This window comes from Sphingomonas caseinilytica, assembly GCF_023516455.1.
Lineage (GTDB): Bacteria > Pseudomonadota > Alphaproteobacteria > Sphingomonadales > Sphingomonadaceae > Sphingomicrobium > Sphingomicrobium caseinilyticum.
Genome location: NZ_JAMGBA010000001.1, coordinates 536,601 through 559,913, shown reverse-complemented (window position 1 = coordinate 559,913; position 23,313 = coordinate 536,601). Strand labels below are relative to the sequence as shown.

The following is a 23,313-nucleotide window of genomic DNA, read 5'->3' as shown; positions in this document are numbered from 1 at the left end:
GGTTCGGCCTCAGGACAGGGCGCGCGCAAGCGCGACGAATTCCTCGACGCTGACTGTTTCGGCGCGGCGTTCGATGTCGATCCCTAGGGCGGCCAGCGCGTCGAGCGCGCCCGCAACCGATTTCAGGCTGGATCGCATCATCTTTCGGCGCTGGCCGAATGCAGCTGCAGTGATTTGCTCCAGTACCTCCGCCCGCACGCCGGCCGGTTCGGCCGCAGGGACGATGTGAACCACCGCCGAAGCCACCTTTGGCGGCGGCACGAATGCAGAGCGATGCACCTGCATCGCAATCCGTGGGCTGGAGCGCCACTGGGCAGCCACCGACAGACGGCCATAATGTTCGCTGCCGGGCTTCGCGACGATCCGCTCGGCAACCTCGCGCTGGAACATCAGGGTGAGCGACGACCACCATGGCGGCCACGGCCCTTCCAGCCAGCTTAAGAGCAGCGCCGTTCCGACATTGTAGGGCAGGTTGGCGACGATGTGGGCGCCATCGCCGGCTTCCGCACGTTCATCGACCTTCAGCGCATCGCCGGAGATGATGCGCAGCTTTCCGGGAAAGTCCGCGTCAAGCTCTGCCAGCGCTGGAAGGCACCGGCGATCCCGCTCGACCGCGACGACTTCGGCCCCGGTATCGAGCAGTGCACGCGTCAGGCCGCCGGGGCCGGGGCCAACCTCATAAACTTTCGTCCCCTCGAGCGGGCCGGGCACGGCGGCGATCCGCGCCAGCAGCTGGCGGTCCAGGATGAAATTCTGCCCAAGCGCCTTGCTTGCCTGCAGGCCATGGCGGGCAATGACGTCGCGCAGCGGTTCGGGCATCAGACCGAAAGCGTTGCGCGGTGAAGTGCGGATTCCGCAGCCAGCCGGATCGCCGCCGCCATGGCGCGCGGATCGGCGAGGTCTTGGCCGGCAATGTCGAACGCCGTGCCATGATCGGGCGCCGTCCGGACGATCGGCAGGCCTAGCGTGATGTTCACACCCTCCTCGAAGTGAAGGGCCTTCAAGGGAATCAGCGCCTGATCATGATACATGCAGAGCGCGGCATCATATTGGGCGCGTGCGCCGGCATGGAACATCGTGTCCGCCGGGTGAGGCCCCGTCACGCGCCAGCCTTCGGTCCGAAGCGCCTCGATGGCTGGAATGATGAGCTCGATCTCTTCGCGGCCGAGCGCTCCGCCCTCGCCGGCATGCGGATTGAGGCCGGCAACGGCCAGCCGGGGGTCGGAAATGCCGAAGTTGCGCTGGAGACCGCGCAGTGCCGCCCGTCCGCGCGCCTCGATGAGTGACGGCGATAGCGCCGCGGCGACATGGCCCAGCGGAAGATGCGTCGTGACGGGCACGGTGCGAAGCGTGGGCCCCGCCAGCATCATCGCGACATTGCCGGGGGAAACGCCGCAGCGTTCGGCGACGAACTCGGTCTGGCCCGGGTGCGAAAAGCCGATCCCGTAAAGCTGCTGCTTGGAGACGGGGCCGGTCACAACCGCAGAGGCCGAGCCCGATCGGGCCAGGCCGACAGCCAGCTCCAGCGCGTCAAGCGAGCAGTGAGCCCCGGCAACAGTCGGATGGCCGGGAAGATCGGCCTCTACCGATGCGATGGACAGGATCGGGAGCCCGACGTCGAAGGCGCTGTCGACTTCCCGCGGATCGTCGACTGTCGCCAGCGGACCGTCCCATACGGCAGCGAGGCTGCGCGGGTCGCCGATCGCCACGAATGGGGGCAAACCGAACCGGTCGCGGTGGTCCCAGCATTTGCCGACCACCTCCGGGCCGATGCCGGCGGGATCGCCCAGCGAAACCGCCAGTGGCCTGTAGCTATTTGCCATCGTCAGGGTTTTGCACCCATATCCGGCCTAGCGATAGTCGATAATGGCGTCGCGCCTGAGATCGCGCAGGTAGCGTCGCGACCGAAGGTTGACGCGCTCTTCGTTGAGCTGGGCATAGACCTGGTCGAAGCTGGGTGCGCTCGGATCGGCCTCGTCACGGCCGCAAAGAACCAGTACCCGGACGCCTTCCTCGATCGAGCCGAATGGCCGCGTCGCCTGACCGACCTGCATGTCGAGGATCATTTCCTGCAGCGCTGGCGGAAGGTCGCGCGTCTTGACGTCGTCCGACTGGACGACTTCCGCGTTCAATTCCCCGGCAATCCGCTCCGCACCGCCGCAGCCGCCGATATTCTGTGCGGCCGTGGCGAAGCGGGCGACGATCGGCTCTGCCGCCGCGCGGTTGGTGCCTTGCGGGAAGCTGACGGTGACCTGCTTCAGGCTCAAAACGGCATTGCGCGGATCAGCGGTCAGGATCTTGCGGATGTCCTGCACGGCAACGATCGAATAGCCGCCCTGCACCTTGATCGGGCGCGAGACCATGCCCGGGCGCATCTGCCGGATTGCCTGGGCGAGAGCGTCGGGCATCTGCTCCGGCCGTACCCAGCCGAGATCGCCGCCCACCGCCGCGGTCGACGCTTCGGAGAACTGCCGGGCGTAGCCGACGAAGGAGCCGCCTTGCTGCAGGGCTGCGAAGACCCGATCGGCATTGGCGAGCGCCTGCTGCTCGTTGGTGCTGTTGGCGGAAATGAAGATTTCGCCGACGCGGAATTCCTCGGCGCCCTTCGATGCATTCATCTTGTCGATGACGGCCTGAACTTCCTCGTCGCCGACGCTGACCGAGCTTTCGATCTTCTTCGATTGCAGCCGGCGCCAGGCGATTTCACCGGTGATCTGACGGCGAATTGAGCGGATCGAGGACCCGCGCGCCTTCAGATAGGCGGCCATCTGGTCCGGGGTCTGCTTTGCGTTGGTGGCGACGCGGGCGACCGTCTTGTCGACATCGGCGTCGGTGATTTCGATTTCTTCGTTGCGCGCGGCCTGGATCTGCAGCGTCTCGTCGATGAGGTTGCTGAGCACCTGCTGACGCAAACGATCGATTTCCGCCGCGGGGATCGGCGTGTTGTTGGCGATCGAAAGAAGGGCAAGTCGCTGGTCGACGTCGGTCTGGGTGATGACCTCTCCGTTGACGATTGCGGTAGCCTTCACCACCGACGGCAGGGATTTGCCGAACAGCTCGGGATTCTGCGGCAGGTTAAGAGTCGCGGCAGAGCTCGGCTGAGCGGGCTGTTGCGCCTGGCCGCCGGTCTGGGCCTGCTGCGCGATGGCGGCTGTTGCCAATGCCAGTCCCAAAGTCAGCGAAACGCCGCGCACCAGCGGTATCGAAACCATGCTCTTAATCGCTACCACCCTCAAAATTCCCTTTATCGCCAACGCTATGTGAACTGCCTTTACCAAGCCGGTCTGAACCGTAGCTTAGCGGCCGATACCCTTCAGCGCGAAGTTGATGGAAAAAGTACTGCCCTTCCGGAACTCCCCGATCCGCTCATAGTCGCGCTTCCACGCTACGCCAAGCTCCAGACAATCATCCTCGTAAGTGAAGCCGAGGCGATGGCGAACGGGTTCGAATCCGTCGGCGATGTTCAGCGGATCTTCCTCTTCATCGCTCAGGTCGAGCACTGTCGAACCGAATACCGACCAGTAAGGCAGGATCTGCCATCGCCCCGCGAGCCGAAGCTCTTCCTTGTCGCGCAGATCCTCAACGGTCGGGGAAATGTCGCGGTTGAGCCGCAGATAGCCGACTTGGGCATAGGTGAGCTCGGTGCCGACGGTCAGATCCAGCTCATTCCGTCGCACCGCCAGATTATCCTTGTCGACGCGGTAGCGGTGAGTGACATCGACCAGCCGGCCGAAGCGTATACGGGTCCGCCCGACAATGTCCGAGAAACGGTCGGTAAGGCCCGTTCCGTCGGGAAAAAGCACGGGCTCGTTTGTCAGCCGATAGCTTTGCCCGATAACCGCATCGACCGAGAATTTCGGGCGGTCGAAAGCCCATTCCAGTCCGTATGTGACGCGCGATCCGTCCTCCCACCGGTCGTAGCCGGGGAAGCGGTTGAGGGCGAAAAGGTTGCTGTCCTCCAGATCGACCGCGCGGGCATCCTCGTTGGGGATGTCCAGATTTTCGGTCGGCGGGGTCAGCACCAGCTGGACTCGGGGGGTCAGCCGCTGCGAGCCTCCCCAAAGCTGGCCGATCAGGGGCCATTTGAGGTCCGCCGCCAAAGCCCCGATTCCACGGAACTGCCAACCATCCTGGCCGCGGTAGATGTCGACTACCGTCTCTTCGGAATTATCGGTGTGATATGCGTCGGCCCGGGCGAAAGCGGTGAAGGTCAGTTCCTGACCCATTCGCGTCAAGCGCCGCATGTCCCAGCGAGCGCTGGCGAAGGCGCGTTGCGTATCCTGCCCGTCGAGGCGAAGGATCGCGAGGCTGTTGGCCTGCAGTTCGACTTTTCCGCCCAGCACAGGATCGTCCAGGCGCACCCGTGCATCCACGGCGGGCAATGCGATCGGGATCCGGCCTTGCTTGTCCGTGCTGCGCAAGCCCTGGAACGCCCAGCCTTCGATGGCGACATAGCTGTCGAGGGAGATCCGCTCCGCACTGACGAAGCTGCGCAGTCGATCGTCGCGGGTCAGGTCATATTGCCGGGCGACCGTCTTGTCGGTGGCGGCACGAAGCGATCCGGTCACCGTCCAGAAGGGGTCGAGCTGGAAGCGGCCATTTCCTTCGAAGAAGCCGCGGAAGCCGTCCTTATCTTCCGGGGTGAGGTCGACCATGTCGGGATCCGGAATGTCGCCGTAGGTGACAAACGCCCCAAGCTGGTAGGCACCCTTGGACGTCAGGTGGCGCCAGCGGGTTTCAAGCGCCGGAAGTGCGCCGGTGTAGATATGCGGCGTGATCGTCAGGTCGCGGTTCTTGTCGATCCGCCAATAGTAGGGGAAATCGATCTCAAGCCCGTTGTTGCTGTCGACCCGGATGCCAGGCACGAGCGCGCCGCTGAATCCACCCTCGCCCGACCCGTCCCCGATGCTGAAGATGGGCAGCAGTGGCAGGGGGACCCCCAGAACCGTCAGCCGTCCGCCATTGAAGCGAATCCGGCCGCTGGCCCTGTCGTGGGTGACCCGGGTTGCCGTGATCTTCCAGCTGGGATTCTTCGGGCATCCTGCCGCCGTCACGACGGGGCAGGCCGTGTAGACCGCATTTTCCAGCTGCGTGACATCGCCGGTTCGCGACCCGCGCTCGGCCGCGATCCTGCCGCCGCCTTCAAGGACGATGAGCAGGTTCTCGACCGCGCCGTCGCGAAGCGTATCGGTAAGGTCGACCTTGTCGCTGACCAGCTTGTCGCCCTGGGGCGTCATGATCACGACATTGCCCTCGGCCAAGACCCGGCCGCTGCGACGATCCCAGCTGACCTTGTCCGCCGCCAGGTAATTGCCGTCGCGCGACATGCGCACGCGTCCCTGGGCCGTTACCAGGTCCACCTCATTCTCATAGGTGACCTCGTCGGCGCTGAATTCGATGACCGGCTCGGTAGCAGGAGGCGCGGCTGGGGCAGCTACCGGCTCTTGCGCAGCCTGCGCCGCGACGGGAACGCACAACACCAGCGGCAGCGCCGTTAAGCAGAGGCCTGTAAATCGCGCTGGCAACAAGGTCCCGTCCGGTCCGATACTCATGGAAAGCCCGCCTATTGCACCTTGAGCCGAAGGCGGCAATCCGGCTTCGGACAAGTCGCCCCTTTGCCATGGCGCGACTTGCCGCTTAAAGGGCCCAAACCCTGACCTTTTTTGAATTTGAGGAAGTTCATGCAGATCCGCTTTGCCGACGCCCGCCCGACAGGCGAATTCGCACTTGTGCTTCCGTCCAGCGGCTCGACCTCGCCGGGCCTCGACAGCCTTGGTGCGGCAAAGGCCGGCGTTGCCGCCGCTCTCAAGCGCAGCCGCTTCGAAGGCGATGCAGGTTCGGCGGTCGAAATTTTCCTGGAAGGCGACGGCGGCCGCCGGCTCATTGTTGTCGGCACGGGCAGCAAGGCCAATGACGGCGATGCGGCGGAGAAGTTCGCCGGCGCCGCGATCGCTCGCCTGCTGACCTCGGGTGAAACGCATGCTGTCATCGACCTCACGGGTCTGAAGCTCGATGCCGATGCCGCCGCCCGCGTGGCGTTCGCCGCCGCGCTTCGTAGCTGGCGCTATGACCGTTACCGGACGCGCATCAAGGAAAAGCAGAAGGCGACGCTGACCACGGTCACCATCGTCGGTGCCGGACAGGCAGCTGAAGAGCGTTATGCCACGCGCTACGCCGCGGTCGTCGAGGGCGTTGCCCTCACCCGCGAGCTGGTTACGGAGCCAGCCAACATCATCTATCCGGAAAGCTTCGTCGAGCGCGTCACGGAAAGCGTGAAGGGCCTCGGCCTTGAAATCCAGGTGCTCGACCGGGGCGCGATGGAAAAGCTCGGGATGGGTGCCTTGCTTGGCGTTTCCCAGGGCTCGGTCCGCGAACCGAGAATGCTCGTCATGAAGTGGAATGGCGGGAAGGCCGGCGAGGCGCCGGTTGCACTGATCGGCAAGGGCGTGACCTTCGATACCGGCGGCATCTCGATCAAGCCTGCCCAGAACATGGAAGCCATGAAGTGGGACATGGGCGGTGCCGGCGCCGTTGCCGGAGCGATGAAGGCGATCGCCGGACGCAAGGCCAAGGCCAATGTGGTCGGGGTTTGCGGACTGGTTGAGAATATGCCGGACGGCAACGCGCAGCGTCCGGGCGACGTCGTGACGACGATGTCGGGCCAGACCGTTGAGGTCATCAACACCGACGCTGAGGGCCGTCTGGTCCTGTGCGACGCGATGACCTGGACACAGCGCACCTTCAAGCCGAAGTCGATGATCGACCTGGCGACCCTGACCGGCGCGATGGTCATCACCCTGGGCCATGAATATGCCGGCATCTTCTCGAACGACGAGACGCTCGCCGGACAGCTGATCAAGGCCGCCGACGAAAGCGGCGACAAGCTTTGGCGTCAGCCGATGGGCGATGCCTATGACCGGCTGATCGACTCGCCGATCGCGGATATGAAGAATGTCGGACCGCGCGAGGCCGGATCGATCACCGCGGCGCAGTTCCTGCTTCGCTATGTCGAGGACAACACCCCCTGGGCTCACCTCGACATCGCCGGCATGGCCTGGGCCGACAAGGCGTCCGCCACGGCCGAGAAGGGCGCCACCGGATACGGCGTGCGGCTTCTCGACAAGTTCATCGCTGACACGGCCGAGGCCTAAGGAACTGTCATTGCGAGCAAAGCGAAGCAATCCAGGCTGGATCGCCACGCCGCTACGCTGCTCGCGATGACGCAGGGCTTATGAGGGTCGATTTCTACCAGCTCGGCGGCGCCCAGCCTGACAGTGTGATTGCCGCGATCGCCGGGCGGTTGCTCGGTGAAGAGCAGCGGTTGCTGGTTGTCGCATCGGACGAGGCGCTCCTCGCGCGGCTCGACCGGTTGCTGTGGGATCAGGGCGCTACCAGTTTCCTCCCGCACGGGCTGGCAGGCGGCGCTGATGACACTGCGCAGCCAATCTTGCTGTCGACCGGTGCCGACGCTCCGAATCTCGCCCGCAATATTCTCATCGCCGACGGCGAATGGCGCGATTCGGCATTGGCTTATGAACGGGCGTTCTACCTGTTCGATGAGGAGACGCTGGAAGGGGCGCGACTTTCCTGGAAATTGCTCGCCGGCCGCGAAGGGGTGGAGCGCAACTATTGGGCGCAGGAAGATGGGAAATGGGTGAAGAAGGCCTGAGCCTTGCCCTTGTCACGCTGGGCCGCTAGGGGCGCGGCCAATCCCAACCCCTGGAAATCCGGAGCATTCAAATGGCGGTTACCCGCACCTTTTCGATCATCAAGCCCGACGCCACCCGCCGCAACCTGACCGGCGCGGTCACCAAGGCGCTGGAAGATGCCGGCCTTCGCGTCGTCGCATCGAAGCGCATCCACATGACCAACGAGCAGGCTGGCGGTTTCTACGCGGTCCACAAGGAGCGTCCCTTCTACAACGACCTGTGCGCCTTCATGACGTCCGGACCGGTCGTAGTTCAGGTCCTCGAGGGCGAGGATGCCGTGAAGCTCAACCGCGACGTGATGGGCGCGACCAACCCGGCCGACGCCGCCGAGGGCACCATCCGCAAGCTTTTCGCTGAATCGATCGAAGCCAACTCGGTCCATGGTTCGGACAGCGACGAGAATGCCGCGATCGAAATCGCCTTCTTCTTCAAGCCGGAAGAAATCGTCGGCTAACAGCTGACGAATTCGACAGAATGTAGAGGCCGTTGGGGCGACCCGGCGGCCTTTTCATTGTCCGCTCGCGGGCCTGCGATAGCTCCAGCGATTGGGTTTGCTTCCGTCGGCCAGCGAAACTTCCGCGTCGAGCCCGGTGTCCGTCACGACATAGCGAACGCGCTGCGGGTAATCGTGGCCCGGATTGGCGAATGTGATCGATTTGGCGTCGGCCTCGATCGCCTTGAACCCGACGGCTGTCGCTCCCTTTGGCGACCCGTAGAATGTCAGCAAGCCGTCGGCGCCGCGCTCGATCCGCATCCATTCCCAATGGCCGACCTTGTCGCCCTTGCCATCGCGCCCCGAGCCGATCATCAGGCCACCGCGAGCGCTGGTCCAGCATTCCTCGGTCCAGCGGCCGTCGTCGCTGCGCTGTTCCCAGCAGCCTGACAGGAAAGCGGGCATGGCCTGGGGTGTGGTCGTTGCGTGGAACAGCATGAGCAAAGCGATCATCGTCGATCCCTCCTGTTGGCCTAACGGAAGTCGAACCTCTTTTTCCCGTCATGCCAGCGAAGGCTGGCATCCATGACATGGGCCCCAGCCTGCGCTGGGGCGACGAGCCGTGTGTTAGAATTCTTCGGCGGCCCGCATCAACTTGGTAAGGCGCGGCGGGGCCATGGCCAGCCAGCTCCGATGCAGCCAGTTGGACACGTGATCCCAGTCGACTCGCGGCCGATCAAGCGCAATTCCAATCCAGTCGGACGGGCCATAATAGGCCGGCCGGAAATAGATGTCCGGTTCCGCCTCGATCAGCTGCGCCATTTCATCCTGGCCGCTGCATTTGACCAGCACGCCGATCGATTCCTCGCCGTGGTGGCGATTCCACATGATGGCGAAGAATTTGCTTCCGCTCTTGCTGCCGACCTTCCACCCGGGCGAGCCGTGGCTCGTCTGGAAGGTCGTTTCCTGTAGCGCCAATGCCAGCTCGCCGACCTTCTCCGTAATCCAGTCGAAGTCGTTGGTGCGGCCGAGAAATTGGCTGACGATATGCGGATAGAGCTGATGCTCGGCGATGAGCACCCGTTCCGCGAGTGCTTCGGCTGTATCGTCGGAGAGGACCGCGACCTCGACCTGGCCTAGTATCTCACCGCTATCGAGATCGGGCGTGACCAGGTGCACCGTCGCACCGGTCACCTTGTCGCGGGCCGCAAGGCAGGCTTCGTGCGTGGCCAGGCCCTTGTGCTTCGGCAGCAGTGAGGGGTGAATATTGACGACGCGGCCGTCCCAGCGAGCCAGGAAATCGTCTGGAATGATGCGCATGAAACCGGCCAGAGCGATCAGGTCGACATCGGCCGCTTTCAGGACTTCATGCAGCTTGTCCCAATAAGCGGGGCCAAGGGCCTTTGCGTCCAGGGCTTCGACCGCAATGCTCTCCGCCACGGCGACTTCCAGGCCATGCGCCTGCGGCTTGTCGCCGGTCACCAGCGCGACCTCATATGAGCAGCCGTCGGCGCGGGAAGCGTAGATCAGCGCCGCCATGTTCGAGCCGCGGCCCGAAATGAGGATCGCGATCCGGCTTCGCTCAGCCATGATGGGTCGCGGTCCAGGACTCGCGGGCGCTCCAGGTGTCCGCGCTGCCGCTTACCGTGCATCCAGTCTCGCCTGCCTCGACAATGCCGATCCGGAATACGGTCTCTCCGGCAGCTTCGAGCCGTTCGATGATTTGCGCCGCTTCGTCCTCGCGAACGATGGCGACCATCCCGATACCGCAATTGAAGGTGCGCGCCAGCTCAGCCGGTTCGATCGACCCACCGGCCTGCAGGAAGGCGAACAGGCGGGGAAGGGGCCAGCTGTCCGCGTCGATCACGGCGTGAGCGCCTTCCGGAAGAACCCTCGGAATATTCTCCAGCAGGCCGCCGCCGGTGATATGGGCCAGGGCCTTGATCTTGCCCTCCCGGACCAGCGGCAGGAGGCTTTTCACATAGATGCGCGTCGGTTCGAGCAGGATGTCGGCGAGCAGCCGATCCTGGTCGAACAGGGCGGGGCGATCGAGCTTCCACCCGTTGACCTCGATCAGGCGGCGGACGAGCGAGAAACCGTTGCTGTGTACGCCTGAGCTTGCCAACCCGAGGACAATGTCGCCGGGCGCAACGCGGTTTCCGGTCAGTGCCTTGGCTCGATCGACCGCGCCGACGCAAAAACCGGCGAGGTCGTAATCCCCTGCCGAATACATGCCCGGCATCTCGGCCGTTTCGCCGCCGATCAAGGCGCAGCCGGCCTGTCGGCAACCTTCCGCGATCGATGCGACGACCGCTGTCGCGGCCTCGTTGTCGAGTTTCCCGGTCGCATAATAGTCGAGGAAGAACAGAGGCTCCGCGCCCTGCACGACGAGGTCGTTGACGCACATCGCGACGAGATCGATTCCGACGCCGTCATGCTTTCCGGTATCGATGGCGAGCTTGAGCTTGGTGCCGACGCCGTCGTTGGCCGCAACCAGCAGCGGATCTTCGTAACCGGCGGCTTTCAGGTCGAAGAAGCCGCCGAATCCGCCCAGTTCGGCATTGGCGCCGGGGCGAGCGGTCGATTTGGCGAGGGGGCCAATGGCCTTCACCAGCGCATTGCCGGCGGCGATTGAAACGCCTGCATCGGCATAGGTCAGCGGCTTTTTCGACAAATCATTGCTCATATCGCCAGCCGCCTAGCCATATCGCGCTTGGAATTCCACGCCATTGTCGCCAAAAGCCCCCTGATGCTGTTGCGCCGGCCTGCCGTTCTCCTGTCCGCCCTGTTCCTCGTCCTCGCCGGATTGGGCGGGGCGCTAGTCGCTCAAATGGAGAGCGGCGAACGTGGAATCCTTCCTATCGACAGCTCCGGGACCCTGGAGATCACCGGAATCAAGGTCGATGTCGGCGGCAAGGACGCCGATACCGCGCGCTATGCCGGATGGCGCATGGCCCAGCGCGAAGGTTTCAAGGCACTTTGGGCGCAAACGACGAAGCGGCCAATCAGCCAGGCCCCGAATCTCACGGATTCGGTGCTGGACGGGCTCGTAAGCTCGATCGTGGTCGAGAATGAGCAGATCGGCCCCAACCGCTATATCGCAACGCTAGGCGTCTTGTTCGATCGGGCGCGTTCGGCGGAGCTACTTGGAGTCGCGGGTGAAATCCGACGTTCGGCGCCGATGCTGCTGATTCCGGTGATGATCTCGGGCGGCACCCCAACGAGCGTTGAACTCCGTAATCCGTGGCAGCGGGCCTGGGCCCAATTCCGCACGTCGCAAAGCCCGATCGACTATGTGCGTGTCAGCGGGCTCGGAGTCGATCCGCTGCTGGTCAACGCCGCGCAGACCCGGCGGCCCGGCCGCGGCTGGTGGAGGAACGTGCTCGACCTTTATGGCGCCGCCAATATCCTGGTCGCAGAAGTCAGGGTGGACCGGCTTTATCCGGGCGGACCGGCGAAGGCGCAATTCGTCGGGCGATTCGGTCCGGACGGCACGATCCTCGGAAGCTTCGAACTGGTCGCGCGGAACAGCAATGACCTGCCCCGGATGATGTCCGAGGGCGTGCGGAAAATGGATGAGCTGTTCGTCCAGGCCCATTCCGCCGGCCTTGTCCGCGGCGATCCCGACCTGATCATCCAGCCGCCGCCGCCCGAAGAAGTGGAGTTGGTGGAAGAGGCAGGTCCGGCCGTGGCGCTCGTGCCGGCCACCGTGGTGCAAGTGCTGGTGATCGAAAAGGGTGACGCCAACGCGGTTGCCCAGTCTGTCGCCCAGATCCGGGGACTGGCTGGCGTGGTCTGGGTCACCCAGGCCGCCCTGCCCAACGGCAATGCCAATCTCTCGGTCAATTTCCGAGGCGATGCGACATCGCTTGGATCGGCGCTCTCATCGCGCGGCTGGGCAGTCACCAACCGTGGCGGCGTCCTCTACGTAACAAGAGGCGCCGCTCCCGGCGTCGCGCCGGCGCCTTCGCCCGCCCAGCCATGACCAAGAGCAAGGACCAGATCGCGCTTCCGCTCGACTGGCCCCAGGCACAGGACGAAAGCCGCTTCATCCTGTCCGAGGCGAACCGCGCGGCTTTCGAACATTTTCGGAACTGGAGCCTTTGGCCGGTCAAGGCGTCGTTGCTGACCGGGCCGCGCCGGTCCGGGCGCTCGCTCCTCGCGCGTACCTTCATCGACCGCGTTGGAGGCCGCCTGTTCGAGAATGCGGATCGCCATGATGAGGAAGAGCTTTTCCACGCCTGGAATGCCGCACAGGACAGCGGAAAGCCCATTGTACTGATCGTCGATGAGGTGCCGCCGGCCTGGCAGATCAATTTGCCGGACTTGCGAACCAGACTGGCAATAACCCCGATTGCCCGGATCGAGCAGCCGGACGATGCATTGTTCAAGGCGATCATCCAATTGCTGTTCGCGGATCGGGGCATGCACATCCCAGACGAAGCATTGAAATATATCGGCGATAGGGTCGAGCGCAGCTACTGGATGGCGGAGCGGGTGGTGGAGGCCATCGACCGTTTCGCGATCGCAGAGCGCTCTCGGCTGACCCTGCCAACGATCCGGCGGGCGCTGGGCGAGGGCGGGATCATCGATACGCGAGGCGCGGCATGAATGTTCGCCCAGATCTGACGAAAGCTCCGGCACGATTGTTCAATCGCGAGCTCAGCTGGCTCGCCTTCAACCGGCGCGTGCTTGAAGAAGCCACAAACCCGGCACACCCGCTGCTGGAGCGGCTACGGTTCCTGTCCATTTCCGGCACCAACCTCGACGAATTCTTCATGGTCCGCGTCGCTGGCCTCAAGGGCTACCAGCTGCAGGGTATCGAGGATTTGAGCGCGGACGGAATGACCGCGACCCAGCAGTTGGGAGACATCGCCGAGGAAGCCGACTCCCTGGTGGTCGCGCAGCAGGCCGAATGGATCATCCTTCGTCAGGCGCTGGCGGACGAAGACCTTGAGGTGCTGAACGAAGAGGATCTGAAGCCGGCCGAACTTCAATGGCTGGCGGATCATTTCCGCGAACAGATTCTGCCCGTCCTGACCCCGCAGGCGATCGACCCTTCGCATCCATTCCCGTTCATTCCCAATGGCGGGTTCAGCTTGGTGTTCGACCTTCGACGCGGCAAGACGCAGGAGCCGGTGGTCGAATTGCTGATGATCCCATCGACCTTGCCACGGTTTATAAGGCTTCCCGGCACCGATTTGCGGTTCATCGCGATCGAGAATGTAATCCGAGGCAATTTTGATCAGCTGTTTCCGGGATTCGAGAAGATCGGCGCTGGGGCGTTCCGCCTTATCCGCGACAGCGATATTGAAGTTCAGGAAGAGGCGGAGGACCTGGTCCGCTACTTCAGGAGTGCCATCAAGCGGCGGCGGCGAGGCCGGGTCATCCGCCTGGAGTTCGCCGCCGATACGCCGCCGGAACTGGAGGGGATGGTCCGCGAAGGCTTGAGCGCCGATACGGCCCTGGTTGCTGAAAGCGCGGGCTTCATCGGTATCGCCGATTTGGGCCAGCTGGTCGACGCCGATCGTCTTGACCTCAAGTTCCCGCCCTATACACCGCGATTTCCAGAGCGAATCCTGGAGCATGACGGCGATTGCTTCGCCGCGATCCGAGCCAAGGACTTCATTGTCCATCATCCCTACGAAAGCTTCGACGTGGTCGTCGCCTTCCTTCGGCAGGCGGCCGAGGACCCGGATGTCGTGGCGATCAAGCAGACGCTGTACCGGGCGGGCAAGCAGTCGGCGATCATCGACGCGCTGGTGGCGGCGGCGGAGGCCGGGAAGTCGGTAACCGCGGTCGTCGAATTGAAGGCGCGGTTCGACGAGGAGCAGAATTTGCTCTGGGCGAGCAGGCTCGAGCGGGCCGGGGTCCAGGTGATCTACGGCTTCGTCGAGTGGAAGACCCACGCCAAAGTGTCGATGGTCATCCGCCGCGAAGGCAGCGTGATGCGTACCTACTGCCACTTCGGTACCGGCAATTATCATCCGACAACGGCCAAGATTTACACCGACCTCAGCTACTTCACGGCGTCCCGTCGGGCGGCTCGCGATGCGGCCAAGCTGTTCAACCTCACGACCGGTTATGTCCCTCCGAAGAACCTGGAGCTGCTGACGCTGAGCCCAGCAGGCCTGCGCGATAAGATATTGGTCCTGATCGATGCCGAAATCGCCAATGCGAAGGCGGGAATGCCGTCGGCGGTCTGGGCGAAGATGAACAGCCTGGTCGATCAAAGGGTGATCGAAAAGCTCTACCAGGCAAGCGAGGCAGGAGTGTCGATCGAGCTGATCGTTCGCGGTGTCTGCTGCCTGAGGCCGGGGGTGCCCGGCATGTCGACGAACATTCGGGTGAAATCGATCGTCGGCCGTTTCCTGGAGCACAGCCGGATCTTCGTGTTCGCCAACGGGGCGCGCCTGCCGCATCGCAAAGCCAAGGTCTACATCAGCTCCGCCGACTGGATGCCCCGGAACTTCGACCGGCGGGTCGAGTATATGATGCCGGTCGAAAATCCCACGGTTCACGCACAGGTGCTGGACCAGGTGATGATCGCCAATTTGATCGACAATGAGCAGAGCTGGGTCTTGAATGCCGACGGAAGTTACACGCGGATGAAGCCCGGTAAGCGGCACTTCAACCTGCATCGCTACTTCATGACCAACCCCTCGCTGTCCGGGCGAGGGCAGTCGCTGGCCGGCAAGGCCGTTCCCAAGCTGCGGCTGACGCAGAGGGGCTGATGCCAGTCAAACGGTTCGGTCCCGTCGGCATCATCGACATCGGTTCCAACAGCGTTCGCTTTGTCGCTTATGGCGGCACCGAGCGCGTTCCTTCGGTGCTGTTCAACGAGAAGCTTATGGCCGCTCTCGGTCGAGGAGTTGCCAAGAACGGGAAGCTCGACGAGCAGGCCATGGATCTGACCTTGCGAGCGCTCGCGCGCTTTCGTCAGCTGGGCAAGGAAATGGGGCTGAAGCGGTTGCATACCGTTGCCACGGCCGCTGTTCGCGACGCGACCAACGGCAAGATCTTCCTGAAAGAAATCGCAGAACTGGGCCTGAAACCCAGGTTGATCAGTGGCGACGAAGAGGCCGAATTGGCTGGACTGGGCGTCATCTCCGCGATGCCCCAGGCCAAGGGCATCGTAGCCGACCTTGGCGGCGGAAGCCTTGAACTGATCGGGGTCGCTCGCGGAGCGGTCGGAAGTGCAGCGACCTTGCCGCTGGGCGTGTTGAGGCTTGGGCCGGATCCTCAGAGGGGTGACATTGCCCACATCATTCGCAACGGCATCAAGAATTCCAGGCTCAAGGATGCGGCAAGGGGCGGTAACCTCTATCTCGTCGGCGGTTCCTTTCGTGCGCTGGCCCTGCTCGACATGAAGACGGCAGGGCACCCGCTGCCGATTGTTCACAGTCACCGCATCCAGCCCGATCGGCTGCCGGACCTGCGGCGCGCGCTCGCAAGCATGAACAATGAAGAATTGAAGGCGCACACGCAGATCAGCGGGGCACGCATTCCAACCCTGCCTGCCGTGGTCACCTTGCTTGAAACGATGATCTCGGTGCTGGGGCCTAGGAAGATTTGCGTTTCGGCGTTCGGTCTTCGCGAGGGGCTGCTCTATCGCGACCTCGACGCGCTGACCCGGGCAGAGGATCCGCTTCTGGCTGCGGCGCTGGAGGTTGGGGAGCGACTGGGCCGTTTCGGCGACCATGGCACAGTACTCGACATGTGGATGGACCCGTTGTTCCCGGACGAACCGGGCGATCTGCAGCGGCTGAGGCTGGCGGCCTGCCTATTGGCAGACATTGCCTGGAACGCTCACCCCGATTTCCGTGCGGAGCGCGCCGTGGACATGGCGCTGCACGGCAACTGGGTCGGCATCAATTCGCATGGCCGGGCGGTTCTGGGCCGGGCGCTGTGCAGCGCATTCGGTGGCGATGGCGGCTTCAGCGCGGACGTGGCGGCGCTGCTGAAACCGGGCGAGGTCGAGCGACTGATTTCGTGGGGACGCGCGCTTCGTCTCGCACAGCGCTTGAGTGGCGGCACGGAGGCGCTCCTGCGGAAGACCAGCATCGGCCTGAAGCCCGGCAAGGTCATCCTTTCGATCCCGGAAAAGTACCGGGCGCTCTACTCCGAGGCGGTGGAGCGGCGATTGCTACAGCTGGCGCGCTCGATGGACCGCCGTCCCGAAGTGACGTTTAACTAGCCGCAGTTGGCGGTTTCGACCCGATTGGATTCGTCGAGCTGCACCGTCAGCCGGTTCGGGCTGAAATCCATCGTGACCACGCCGCCCTTTGGCACCCAACGGATGATGCGCGCGCCCGAAGCCGACAGCATTCGTGCGCCCAGGTCCTGACTGGCGGGCTGGCCAATGAACTGGGCGAGAGGTTCGCTGCGGCAATTACCCTGAGGCAAGCCGGGACCAGGGTCCGATTCGGCGATCGTGCAGGCGGCAAGCGCGAATGCGGCGGCGCCGGCGGTTAACAGGTGCATTTCCAATCTCCACGCGATGATCGGCGGAATGAAGCGCTAGGCGGCCTGATCGGTTCCTGAATCGATCCGGCTCATTTTCAACTTCCCGTTCTCGGTGGCGAAGGCGAGACGTCCTTCCACCAGGTCCAGCGCGTCGCTGCCGAATTCGCTGAACCGCCAACCGGACAGGATGTTGAGGCCGTTGCGGACTCCCGCTGCCAATGCCTCCAGCTCGTCGGAACGAGCGATCAGCTTGGCGGCTACTCCAGCCTCCTTGGCGCGGATCTTGAGGAGCAGCTTCAACAAATCGCTGACCAGTGCCGCATCCTTGGTGAGGCCGGGGCGGGTGGGCTCGCGCTTTGGCAGTTCGTCGCCTTCCAGCGGCTTGGCCTGGGCAAGCGCTGCCATCAGCCGGGCGCCGATGTCGTTGCTCTTCCAGCCCGACGACAGGCCGCGGACCTTGGCGAGATCGTCCTGCGTCTTTGGCGGATGGCTCGCGAGTTCGTTCAGCGTGTCGTCCTTGACGATGCGCCCGCGCGGCAGGTTCTTGGACCTGGCTTCCGTCTCGCGCCAGCCGGCGAGCGCCTTCAAGCGGCCGAGAATGGCCGGGTTGCGGCTGGGGAGCTTCAGGCGTTTCCAGGCATCTTCGGGTTCGAACGCGAAGCTGGACGGATCGGCCAGCCGCTCCATTTCCTCGTCAAGCCATTCGCCGCGTCCGGTCTTGATCAATTTCTTGACCAGCTTCGGGAAAATTTCCGCAAGGTGGGTGACGTCGGCGATCGCATAGTCGATCTGCCTCTTGTCGAGCGGTCGGCGCGACCAGTCGGTGAAGCGTGCGCCCTTGTCGAGCGCATGACCAAGCATGCTTTCGACCAGGTTCGAATAACCGACCTGCTCGCCGTAACCGAGCGCCATCGCCGCGATCTGCGTATCGAACAACGGGTTCGGGACTTTGCCGGTCAGGTTATGGATGATTTCCAGGTCCTGCCCGCCCGCATGGAAAACCTTCAGCACGTCGTGATTTTCGACGAGCAGATCTAGCAGGGGGGTGAGGTCGATTCCCTCAGCCTTGGGATCGATCGCCGCCGCTTCCTCTTCGGTGGCGACCTGCAGCAGGCAGAGGTCCGGCCAATAGGTGTTCTCGCGCATGAATTCGGTGTCGACCACGACGAAGTCATGGGCGCTCATGCGGGTTACGAGGGCGGCAAGCTCTTTGCTGGTCTTGATTAGCGGGTGAATTTTCATCTGCGGCGCGCCATAGCGAGATGCTCGCGCCTTGACAAAGGCGCGATGCGAAGGTGAAGCGCCCGCAACTTCGATCACTCGTTACCCCAGCGTCCAGCCGGGGTCTGCCTGCTTTTGTATGAGACCATGACCATGCACGCCTATCGTACTCACACATGCGCCGATCTTCGTTCGAGCGACGTCGGCTCAACCGTCCGCTTGTCCGGTTGGATCCACCGCAAGCGCGATCATGGCGGAGTGCTGTTCATCGACCTTCGCGACCATTACGGTTTGACGCAGGTCGTGTGCGCCGCGGGAAGCGAAACGCTGAAGCTGCTCGACCACCAGCGCGCCGAATCGGTGGTGACGATCACCGGCGAGGTTGTGATGCGCGAAGGCGGAGCGGTGAACCCGAAGCTCGCCACCGGCGAGATCGAGGTTGTCGCAAAGCAGGTCGAGGTCCAGTCCTCGGCCGCCGAACTCCCGATGCCGGTCGCTGGAGAAGCGGAATATCCCGAGGATATCCGTCTCAAGTACCGCTACCTCGACCTGAGGCGCGACCGGCTGCACGCCAACATCATCCTGCGTTCCAAGGTCATCGCCTCGATCCGCCGGCGGATGATCGACCAGGGGTTCACCGAGTTTCAGACGCCGATCCTGACGGCTTCCTCGCCCGAGGGTGCGCGCGACTATCTGGTTCCGAGCCGCGTCCATCCCGGCAAGTTCTACGCGCTTCCGCAGGCACCGCAGATGTTCAAGCAGCTGCTGATGGTTGCCGGGTTCGATCGCTACTTCCAGATTGCGCCCTGCTTCCGCGACGAGGATGCGCGCGCTGACCGTAGCCCAGGCGAATTCTACCAGCTCGACTTCGAAATGAGCTTCGTCACGCAGGACGATGTGTTCGCAGCGATCGAACCGGTGCTGTCAGGCGTGTTCGCCGAGTTCGGCGAGGACAAGTTCGTCACACCAGCGGGAGAGTATCCCCGCATTCCCTACAAGGAAGCGTTGCTCAAGTATGGCAGCGACAAGCCTGACCTTCGCAACCCGCTGCTGATCAGCGACGTAGGCGAGCATTTCCGGGGATCGGGCTTCGGCCTGTTCGCCGGCCTAGTCGAAAAGGGCATGGTCGTGCGCGCCGTTGCAGCGCCGAATACCGCCGAAAAGAGCCGAAAATTCTTCGACGACATGAACGAATGGGCCCGGGGCGAGGGCTTCGCAGGCCTTGGTTACGCCACCCGCAAGGGCGGCGAGTGGGGCGGTCCGATCGCCAAGAACCATGGTGCCGAGGGTATGGACAAGCTGGCCGAGGCGATGGGCCTTGGCCCCGACGACGGCATCTTCTTCGCCGCTGGCAAGGAAGACGAGGCGGCCAAGCTCGCCGGCATTGCGCGGACCCGCGTTGCCGAGCAGCTCGACCTGATTGAACAGGGCGCATACCGCTTCTGCTGGATCGTCGATTTCCCGATGTTCGAATATAATGACGAGCAGAAGAAGATCGACTTCAGCCACAATCCCTTCTCCATGCCGCAGGGCGGGATGGAAGCGCTGGAAACCAAGGATCCGCTCGATATCCTCGCCTGGCAGTATGACATCGTCTGCAACGGCGTGGAGCTGAGTAGCGGCGCCATCCGGAACCACCGCCCGGACATCATGTACAAGGCGTTCGAAATCGCGGGCTATACGCGTGAAGAAGTCGACAGCGGCTTCCCGGGCATGATCGGTGCGTTCAAGTTCGGCGCGCCGCCGCACGGCGGATCGGCGCCGGGAATCGATCGCATCGTCATGTTGCTGGCCGACGAGCCGAACATCCGCGAGGTCATCGTATTCCCGATGAACCAGAAAGCCGAAGACCTGATGATGAACGCGCCGGCGCCGGTGATGGACAAGCAGCTGAAAGAGCTGTCGATCCGCATCGTGGCAGATGGCGCGCCCAAAAATCAGTAAACCTTTCAACAGCTCACGGCGTTCGTGCCACGGCGGGACGCTTCGGCCGTCGACGGATCGACGAAAGGTAATTGCGGCGGCTTAACCTTTACGATAGCCATCGCGCGTGCCGATCGAGTTAACAGAATTTGAACGGGGGGAACCGTTCAATGGTGATGCCGATGCAGCGATCGCTTCGCTGCAAGACCGGTTGGCGCGCCTGCAAACGTCGCAGATCGTTCATCGCAAGCGGGCGATCATCCTGCTTGAAGGCTGGATCGCTTCGGGCAAGCGCACCGCACTAAGGCGTTTGGCGGGCGCCTGGGATCCTAGCCATTACAGCGTTCATACGGTCGGCGGGGCTGATGAAGGGGACGATGAGCGCCATTGGCTGGCACCATTCTGGAGCAGACTCCCGGCGGCCGGCGACACGACCATTTTCTTCCGCAGCTGGTATCGACGGATCATCGAACAGCGGGTGTTTGGCAAGGCCAACGACAAGGTGTGGGCGCGGGCCTGCGACGAGGTCAACGAATTCGAGGCGCAGCAACGTGACCATGGCACGCTGGTCGTGAAGCTTTTCTTCCATGTGTCGGCCGAGCGCCAGCTTGAGCGGCTGAACGAACGCCGGGAGGACCCTTGGGAACAGCATCTGCTGACCCAGGAAGATGTCTCCGGGCTGGGGCATCGCGACCGCATCGCGGAAGTCGTCCACGAAACGTTCCGGAACACCGACACGCGCTGGGCGCCATGGACGGTGATCGACGGCAATGACATGACCAGCGGGACGATTTCCGCGCTGACGGCGATTGCCGATATCTACCAGAAGGCGATGCCGGCTGAACCGCCCGAAGTGGGCGAGAAGGTCGTCCAGTTCCGCCAGCCCAAGACCAGCGAGCCGTCCCGCGCTTAGCGCCCCATGCTCAATCCCGGATGGCCTACGCCTGTGAAGGATAGCTGATCTTCATGATCTCGTAGCTTTTCTCGCCCGATGGAAGGCGAACGATGCGCTCGTCGCCGACTTTCGCGCCCACCAATGCTCTTGCGATCGGCGCTGCCCAACTGACCTGTCCTGACGAAGCGTCGGATTCGTCTTCGCCCACCAGCGTGATGACGCGGCGGTCATCCTCCTCATCGGCCAGCTCGACCGTGGCGCCGAAACGCACCGTATCGCGCTGCTCCTGGCGGGCAGGATCGACAACCTTGGCCGTCTTCATCACCTTGGCCAGGTAGGAAAGCCGCCGGTCGATCTCGCGCAGGCGTTTCTTGCCATAGAGATAGTCCGCATTCTCGGATCGGTCGCCGAGCGACGCGGCCCAGGACACGGTTTCGACGATCTTGGGCCGTTCGACCGAGAATAGCTCTTCATATTCGGCGCGGATGCGCGCGAAACCCTGCGGCGTAATGAATCTGGGAGGGCGGTCGGTCACCTCAACTCTCTGTCATTGCGAGCAAGGCGAAGCAATCCAGTCGAGCGTGTTGGATTGCCGCGCCGTCTACGACGGCTCGCAATGACAAATGCTTGGATCAGCCCGGACGCGACGACTTGCCGAGATAGGCAGAGATATGGACAGGCTGCGGGCCCGGCAGCGTCGGGTTCAGCCGGTCATAGACCACGCTGTTCTCCAGTACGCGCTGGACGTAGCCGCGGGTCTCCTCGAACGGGATCTTCTCGATCCAGCTGACGATGTCGACGTTGCCGCGTGGATCGCCATAGCTGTTGACCCATTTGCGGACGTTGCCGGCACCGGCGTTATAGCTGGCAACCGCGAGCGGATAGTTGCCGTCCCACATGTTCACGAGCCGCTGGAAGTAGGCGCTGCCCAGCATGACGTTATAGCTGGGATCGGTCGTCAGCCGCCCATAGTCATAGCCGTAGCCCATCTTGCCCGCCTGCTCTCGCGCCGTGCCGGGCATCAACTGCATCATCCCGCGCGCGCCGGCATGGCTGACAGCAGCCTTGTCGAAGCTCGATTCCTGGCGGGTGATGCCATGGACCAACGACCAGGCACGGCCTGACGGCACGCTGGCGGAGTGGGTGGGGTAGCTTGCCTTGTAGTAGAAAGCGCTGCCGGCATTTCGAGCGGACCGGGCCGTCCAGACGGCCAGGTCCGGGCGCCAGAGCTGCGTTCCAAGTTCGACGGCAAGCAGGCGATCGGCATCAGTCGCGATGTCTTCCGACAAGGCACGAACGAACAGGCTCTGCTCGCTGTAGAGGCGCTGCTGACCGAGGAGGCGGACGGCGCGGACCAACCGCTTCTGGTTGAATGCCTGGCGCTGGACGTCGGTGACTGCCACCGCCGGATTGGCCGCCGGTGCAGGAACGATCCGGCCCAGGCGCTCAAGCGCAAGCTGTCCGTAGAAAAGTTCAGGTGTCGCGGCTGCGCGTTCGAAGTAGCTACGGCCGCGCAAGGCATCGCCAGATTGAGAGGAAGCCCGGCCTGCCCAGTACCAGCCCTTGGTCTTGACCTGCAGCGAACGCCCGGCGCCTGCATATTTGTCGAACAGAGCGATCGCGTCACGGCCACGGTTCATCCGCTCCAGCGCGACGGTCCCGCCAGTCCAGGTCAGCGTCGTATATTTGTCGCGGATCCCATAATCCTTGAGGCTGATGTCGACACCGGGTCCGAACACGTCGTCAACTTGCCGGGTGATGTCGTAGGCAATCTGCCACTGCCGGTCAGAAGCGGCCTCCTTCGACAGGAGGACCATCATGTCGAGGAAACGGTCGACGTCGGCGGGCTTTTGGGTGAAATTATGCTGCCGGGCGAATAGCTGGCGCGCCGCAACCGTGTAGCCGCCATCACGAAGATAGCGGGCGCGATCCATCATCAGGCCTGCATCGGTGGTCACCTGGTTGATGACCGCTTGGTATCGCTGCTCGGCATCGGCCGTCCGGGACAGCATTGCGATGCGAGCCGAAAGCGCCGCGCGCCGTCCAGGGCTTGAATAGGGCAGCATCCGGTAAGCGTCGGTCGTCTTCTTGTCGAACAGAAGCGCGTCGATGCGTCTGTCGTGATCAGCGGCCGTGAGTTGCGAGCTGAACCGCGAGAAGAGCAGTTGCTCGTCATATTGGCTGAGGTCGCCGGATACCCAGGCTCCTCGGGCTGCCGCCAGTGCTTCGGCGGGCTTGCCGGTCGCCTGATAGGCTTCGGCGAGGCGCGCCCAGCCGTTGCCGCTTTGCGGTTCGCTGGTGCGGTAGAATGCGAGGACCGTGTTGGCATTTTCGCCCGGGCGCATCTGCTTTTCCGCGCTCCTGCGGAGACCGCTTTCGCCCGGCCAGCCGGGATTGGCATTCACGAAGCGCGCATAGTCGGCGAAGGAATAGCCGCTGCTCTGACGAAGCCGGCGCCAGTCGGCCAGGGCATAATTAATCTCGTAAGCGGAGGATTGGCTGCTTGCCTGCGCTGCAGCGGTTGCGGCCGCCGGCGTTGTACCGGTCTGCTGGACCGAGGCGACGGCCACGGACGACAACAGAATCGAACTGAATAGACCCACGCTCCTCATACTGGACATTATCACCCCCGAGTCCTTATCAGCCGCTGAACAACTGGCTTCAAT

At 63.4% G+C, this 23,313-nt stretch carries 20 protein-coding genes; 9 read left to right on the top strand and 11 right to left on the bottom strand.

Going from position 1 to position 23,313, the window contains the following annotated elements; genetic code table 11:
• Positions 1–9 precede the first annotated feature (9 nt).
• The 4 genes from rsmA to LZ496_RS02780 all read right to left on the bottom strand — a co-directional run bounded on the left by rsmA (position 10) and on the right by LZ496_RS02780 (position 5,552).
• A complete protein-coding gene (gene rsmA, locus LZ496_RS02795; protein ID WP_249903068.1) occupies positions 10–819 on the bottom strand; it encodes a 16S rRNA (adenine(1518)-N(6)/adenine(1519)-N(6))-dimethyltransferase RsmA in 810 nt (269 codons plus the stop codon).
• Complete coding sequence (gene pdxA, locus LZ496_RS02790; protein ID WP_249903067.1) at positions 819–1,823, bottom strand: 4-hydroxythreonine-4-phosphate dehydrogenase PdxA; 1,005 nt, start codon at positions 1,821–1,823, stop codon at positions 819–821. The genes rsmA and pdxA overlap by 1 nt, the downstream gene beginning before the upstream one ends.
• Positions 1,824–1,850: 27 nt before the next feature.
• Positions 1,851–3,212, bottom strand: a complete 1,362-nt coding sequence (locus LZ496_RS02785) for a peptidylprolyl isomerase (protein ID WP_249903066.1) — start codon at positions 3,210–3,212, stop codon at positions 1,851–1,853.
• 84 nt (positions 3,213–3,296) lie between these two features.
• Positions 3,297–5,552 (bottom strand): LPS-assembly protein LptD, encoded by a 2,256-nt coding sequence (locus LZ496_RS02780; protein ID WP_249903065.1) that lies wholly within the window; start codon positions 5,550–5,552, stop codon positions 3,297–3,299.
• A 129-nt stretch (positions 5,553–5,681) separates the two neighbouring features.
• On the opposite strand from LZ496_RS02780, the gene LZ496_RS02775 reads away from it, so the two are divergent.
• The 3 genes from LZ496_RS02775 to ndk all read left to right on the top strand — a co-directional run bounded on the left by LZ496_RS02775 (position 5,682) and on the right by ndk (position 8,163).
• On the top strand, positions 5,682–7,151 hold the full coding sequence (locus LZ496_RS02775; protein WP_249903064.1) for a leucyl aminopeptidase: 1,470 nt from the start codon (positions 5,682–5,684) through the stop codon (positions 7,149–7,151).
• 80 nt (positions 7,152–7,231) lie between these two features.
• Complete coding sequence (locus LZ496_RS02770; protein WP_249903063.1) at positions 7,232–7,669, top strand: DNA polymerase III subunit chi; 438 nt, start codon at positions 7,232–7,234, stop codon at positions 7,667–7,669.
• Between the two features lie 71 nt (positions 7,670–7,740).
• Positions 7,741–8,163 carry a nucleoside-diphosphate kinase gene (gene ndk, locus LZ496_RS02765; protein WP_249903062.1) on the top strand — a complete coding sequence of 141 codons (423 nt, stop codon included), beginning with the start codon at positions 7,741–7,743 and terminating at the stop codon, positions 8,161–8,163.
• A 54-nt stretch (positions 8,164–8,217) separates the two neighbouring features.
• Here ndk and LZ496_RS02760 read toward each other — a convergent pair whose 3' ends face one another.
• The 3 genes from LZ496_RS02760 to purM form a co-directional block, all read right to left on the bottom strand.
• Positions 8,218–8,655, bottom strand: coding sequence for a DUF6265 family protein (locus LZ496_RS02760; protein WP_249903061.1), 438 nt, complete (start codon positions 8,653–8,655; stop codon positions 8,218–8,220).
• A gap of 114 nt (positions 8,656–8,769) precedes the next feature.
• Positions 8,770–9,732 (bottom strand): phosphoribosylglycinamide formyltransferase, encoded by a 963-nt coding sequence (gene purN / locus LZ496_RS02755; RefSeq protein WP_249903060.1) that lies wholly within the window; start codon positions 9,730–9,732, stop codon positions 8,770–8,772.
• Positions 9,725–10,828: a phosphoribosylformylglycinamidine cyclo-ligase gene (gene purM / locus LZ496_RS02750; protein WP_249903059.1), complete on the bottom strand. Its 1,104-nt coding sequence runs from the start codon at positions 10,826–10,828 to the stop codon at positions 9,725–9,727. Before purM ends, purN begins: the two co-directional genes overlap by 8 nt.
• Positions 10,829–10,891: 63 nt before the next feature.
• On the opposite strand from purM, the gene LZ496_RS02745 reads away from it, so the two are divergent.
• Genes LZ496_RS02745 through LZ496_RS02730 form a run of 4 tightly spaced genes read left to right on the top strand, consistent with a single transcriptional unit; the run spans position 10,892 to position 16,339 of the window.
• Positions 10,892–12,127: a heavy-metal-associated domain-containing protein gene (locus tag LZ496_RS02745; protein ID WP_249903058.1), complete on the top strand. Its 1,236-nt coding sequence runs from the start codon at positions 10,892–10,894 to the stop codon at positions 12,125–12,127.
• On the top strand, positions 12,124–12,753 hold the full coding sequence (locus LZ496_RS02740; protein WP_249903057.1) for an HdaA/DnaA family protein: 630 nt from the start codon (positions 12,124–12,126) through the stop codon (positions 12,751–12,753). Before LZ496_RS02745 ends, LZ496_RS02740 begins: the two co-directional genes overlap by 4 nt.
• A complete protein-coding gene (locus tag LZ496_RS02735) occupies positions 12,750–14,876 on the top strand; it encodes an RNA degradosome polyphosphate kinase (RefSeq protein ID WP_249903056.1) in 2,127 nt (708 codons plus the stop codon). Before LZ496_RS02740 ends, LZ496_RS02735 begins: the two co-directional genes overlap by 4 nt.
• A complete protein-coding gene (locus tag LZ496_RS02730) occupies positions 14,876–16,339 on the top strand; it encodes a Ppx/GppA family phosphatase (RefSeq protein ID WP_249903055.1) in 1,464 nt (487 codons plus the stop codon). The genes LZ496_RS02735 and LZ496_RS02730 overlap by 1 nt, the downstream gene beginning before the upstream one ends.
• Here LZ496_RS02730 and LZ496_RS02725 read toward each other — a convergent pair.
• Positions 16,336–16,626: an I78 family peptidase inhibitor gene (locus LZ496_RS02725; protein ID WP_249903054.1), complete on the bottom strand. Its 291-nt coding sequence runs from the start codon at positions 16,624–16,626 to the stop codon at positions 16,336–16,338. The two genes, LZ496_RS02730 and LZ496_RS02725, sit on opposite strands and share 4 nt — an antisense overlap.
• Positions 16,627–16,662: 36 nt before the next feature.
• A complete protein-coding gene (gene rnd, locus LZ496_RS02720; protein ID WP_249903053.1) occupies positions 16,663–17,850 on the bottom strand; it encodes a ribonuclease D in 1,188 nt (395 codons plus the stop codon).
• Positions 17,851–17,982: 132 nt separating this feature from the next.
• Between rnd and aspS the strand changes: the two genes are divergently transcribed.
• Together aspS and LZ496_RS02710 are read left to right on the top strand one after the other, a co-directional pair.
• Entirely contained in the window at positions 17,983–19,773 is a 1,791-nt protein-coding gene (gene aspS / locus LZ496_RS02715; RefSeq protein WP_249903052.1) for an aspartate--tRNA ligase, read from the top strand.
• Between the two features lie 106 nt (positions 19,774–19,879).
• Positions 19,880–20,665, top strand: coding sequence for a polyphosphate kinase 2 family protein (locus LZ496_RS02710; protein WP_249903051.1), 786 nt, complete (start codon positions 19,880–19,882; stop codon positions 20,663–20,665).
• A gap of 25 nt (positions 20,666–20,690) precedes the next feature.
• Here the strand turns inward: LZ496_RS02710 and greB are convergent, their stop codons facing one another.
• Complete coding sequence (gene greB, locus LZ496_RS02705) at positions 20,691–21,182, bottom strand: transcription elongation factor GreB (protein ID WP_249903050.1); 492 nt, start codon at positions 21,180–21,182, stop codon at positions 20,691–20,693.
• 97 nt (positions 21,183–21,279) lie between these two features.
• A complete protein-coding gene (locus LZ496_RS02700; RefSeq protein ID WP_249903049.1) occupies positions 21,280–23,268 on the bottom strand; it encodes a lytic transglycosylase domain-containing protein in 1,989 nt (662 codons plus the stop codon).
• Positions 23,269–23,313 lie beyond the last annotated feature (45 nt).

Bases quoted from the DNA above. Each gene is read 5' to 3' on its own strand.
- rsmA (WP_249903068.1), bottom strand. From the start codon at position 819: ATGCCCGAACCGCTGCGCGACGTCATTGCCCGCCATGGCCTGCAGGCA.
- pdxA (WP_249903067.1), bottom strand. From the start codon at position 1,823: ATGGCAAATAGCTACAGGCCACTGGCGGTTTCGCTGGGCGATCCCGCC.
- LZ496_RS02785 (WP_249903066.1), bottom strand. From the start codon at position 3,212: ATGGTTTCGATACCGCTGGTGCGCGGCGTTTCGCTGACTTTGGGACTG.
- LZ496_RS02780 (WP_249903065.1), bottom strand. From the start codon at position 5,552: ATGAGTATCGGACCGGACGGGACCTTGTTGCCAGCGCGATTTACAGGC.
- LZ496_RS02775 (WP_249903064.1), top strand. From the start codon at position 5,682: ATGCAGATCCGCTTTGCCGACGCCCGCCCGACAGGCGAATTCGCACTT.
- LZ496_RS02770 (WP_249903063.1), top strand. From the start codon at position 7,232: ATGAGGGTCGATTTCTACCAGCTCGGCGGCGCCCAGCCTGACAGTGTG.
- ndk (WP_249903062.1), top strand. From the start codon at position 7,741: ATGGCGGTTACCCGCACCTTTTCGATCATCAAGCCCGACGCCACCCGC.
- LZ496_RS02760 (WP_249903061.1), bottom strand. From the start codon at position 8,655: ATGATCGCTTTGCTCATGCTGTTCCACGCAACGACCACACCCCAGGCC.
- purN (WP_249903060.1), bottom strand. From the start codon at position 9,732: ATGGCTGAGCGAAGCCGGATCGCGATCCTCATTTCGGGCCGCGGCTCG.
- purM (WP_249903059.1), bottom strand. From the start codon at position 10,828: ATGAGCAATGATTTGTCGAAAAAGCCGCTGACCTATGCCGATGCAGGC.
- LZ496_RS02745 (WP_249903058.1), top strand. From the start codon at position 10,892: ATGCTGTTGCGCCGGCCTGCCGTTCTCCTGTCCGCCCTGTTCCTCGTC.
- LZ496_RS02740 (WP_249903057.1), top strand. From the start codon at position 12,124: ATGACCAAGAGCAAGGACCAGATCGCGCTTCCGCTCGACTGGCCCCAG.
- LZ496_RS02735 (WP_249903056.1), top strand. From the start codon at position 12,750: ATGAATGTTCGCCCAGATCTGACGAAAGCTCCGGCACGATTGTTCAAT.
- LZ496_RS02730 (WP_249903055.1), top strand. From the start codon at position 14,876: ATGCCAGTCAAACGGTTCGGTCCCGTCGGCATCATCGACATCGGTTCC.
- LZ496_RS02725 (WP_249903054.1), bottom strand. From the start codon at position 16,626: ATGCACCTGTTAACCGCCGGCGCCGCCGCATTCGCGCTTGCCGCCTGC.
- rnd (WP_249903053.1), bottom strand. From the start codon at position 17,850: ATGAAAATTCACCCGCTAATCAAGACCAGCAAAGAGCTTGCCGCCCTC.
- aspS (WP_249903052.1), top strand. From the start codon at position 17,983: ATGCACGCCTATCGTACTCACACATGCGCCGATCTTCGTTCGAGCGAC.
- LZ496_RS02700 (WP_249903049.1), bottom strand. From the start codon at position 23,268: ATGTCCAGTATGAGGAGCGTGGGTCTATTCAGTTCGATTCTGTTGTCG.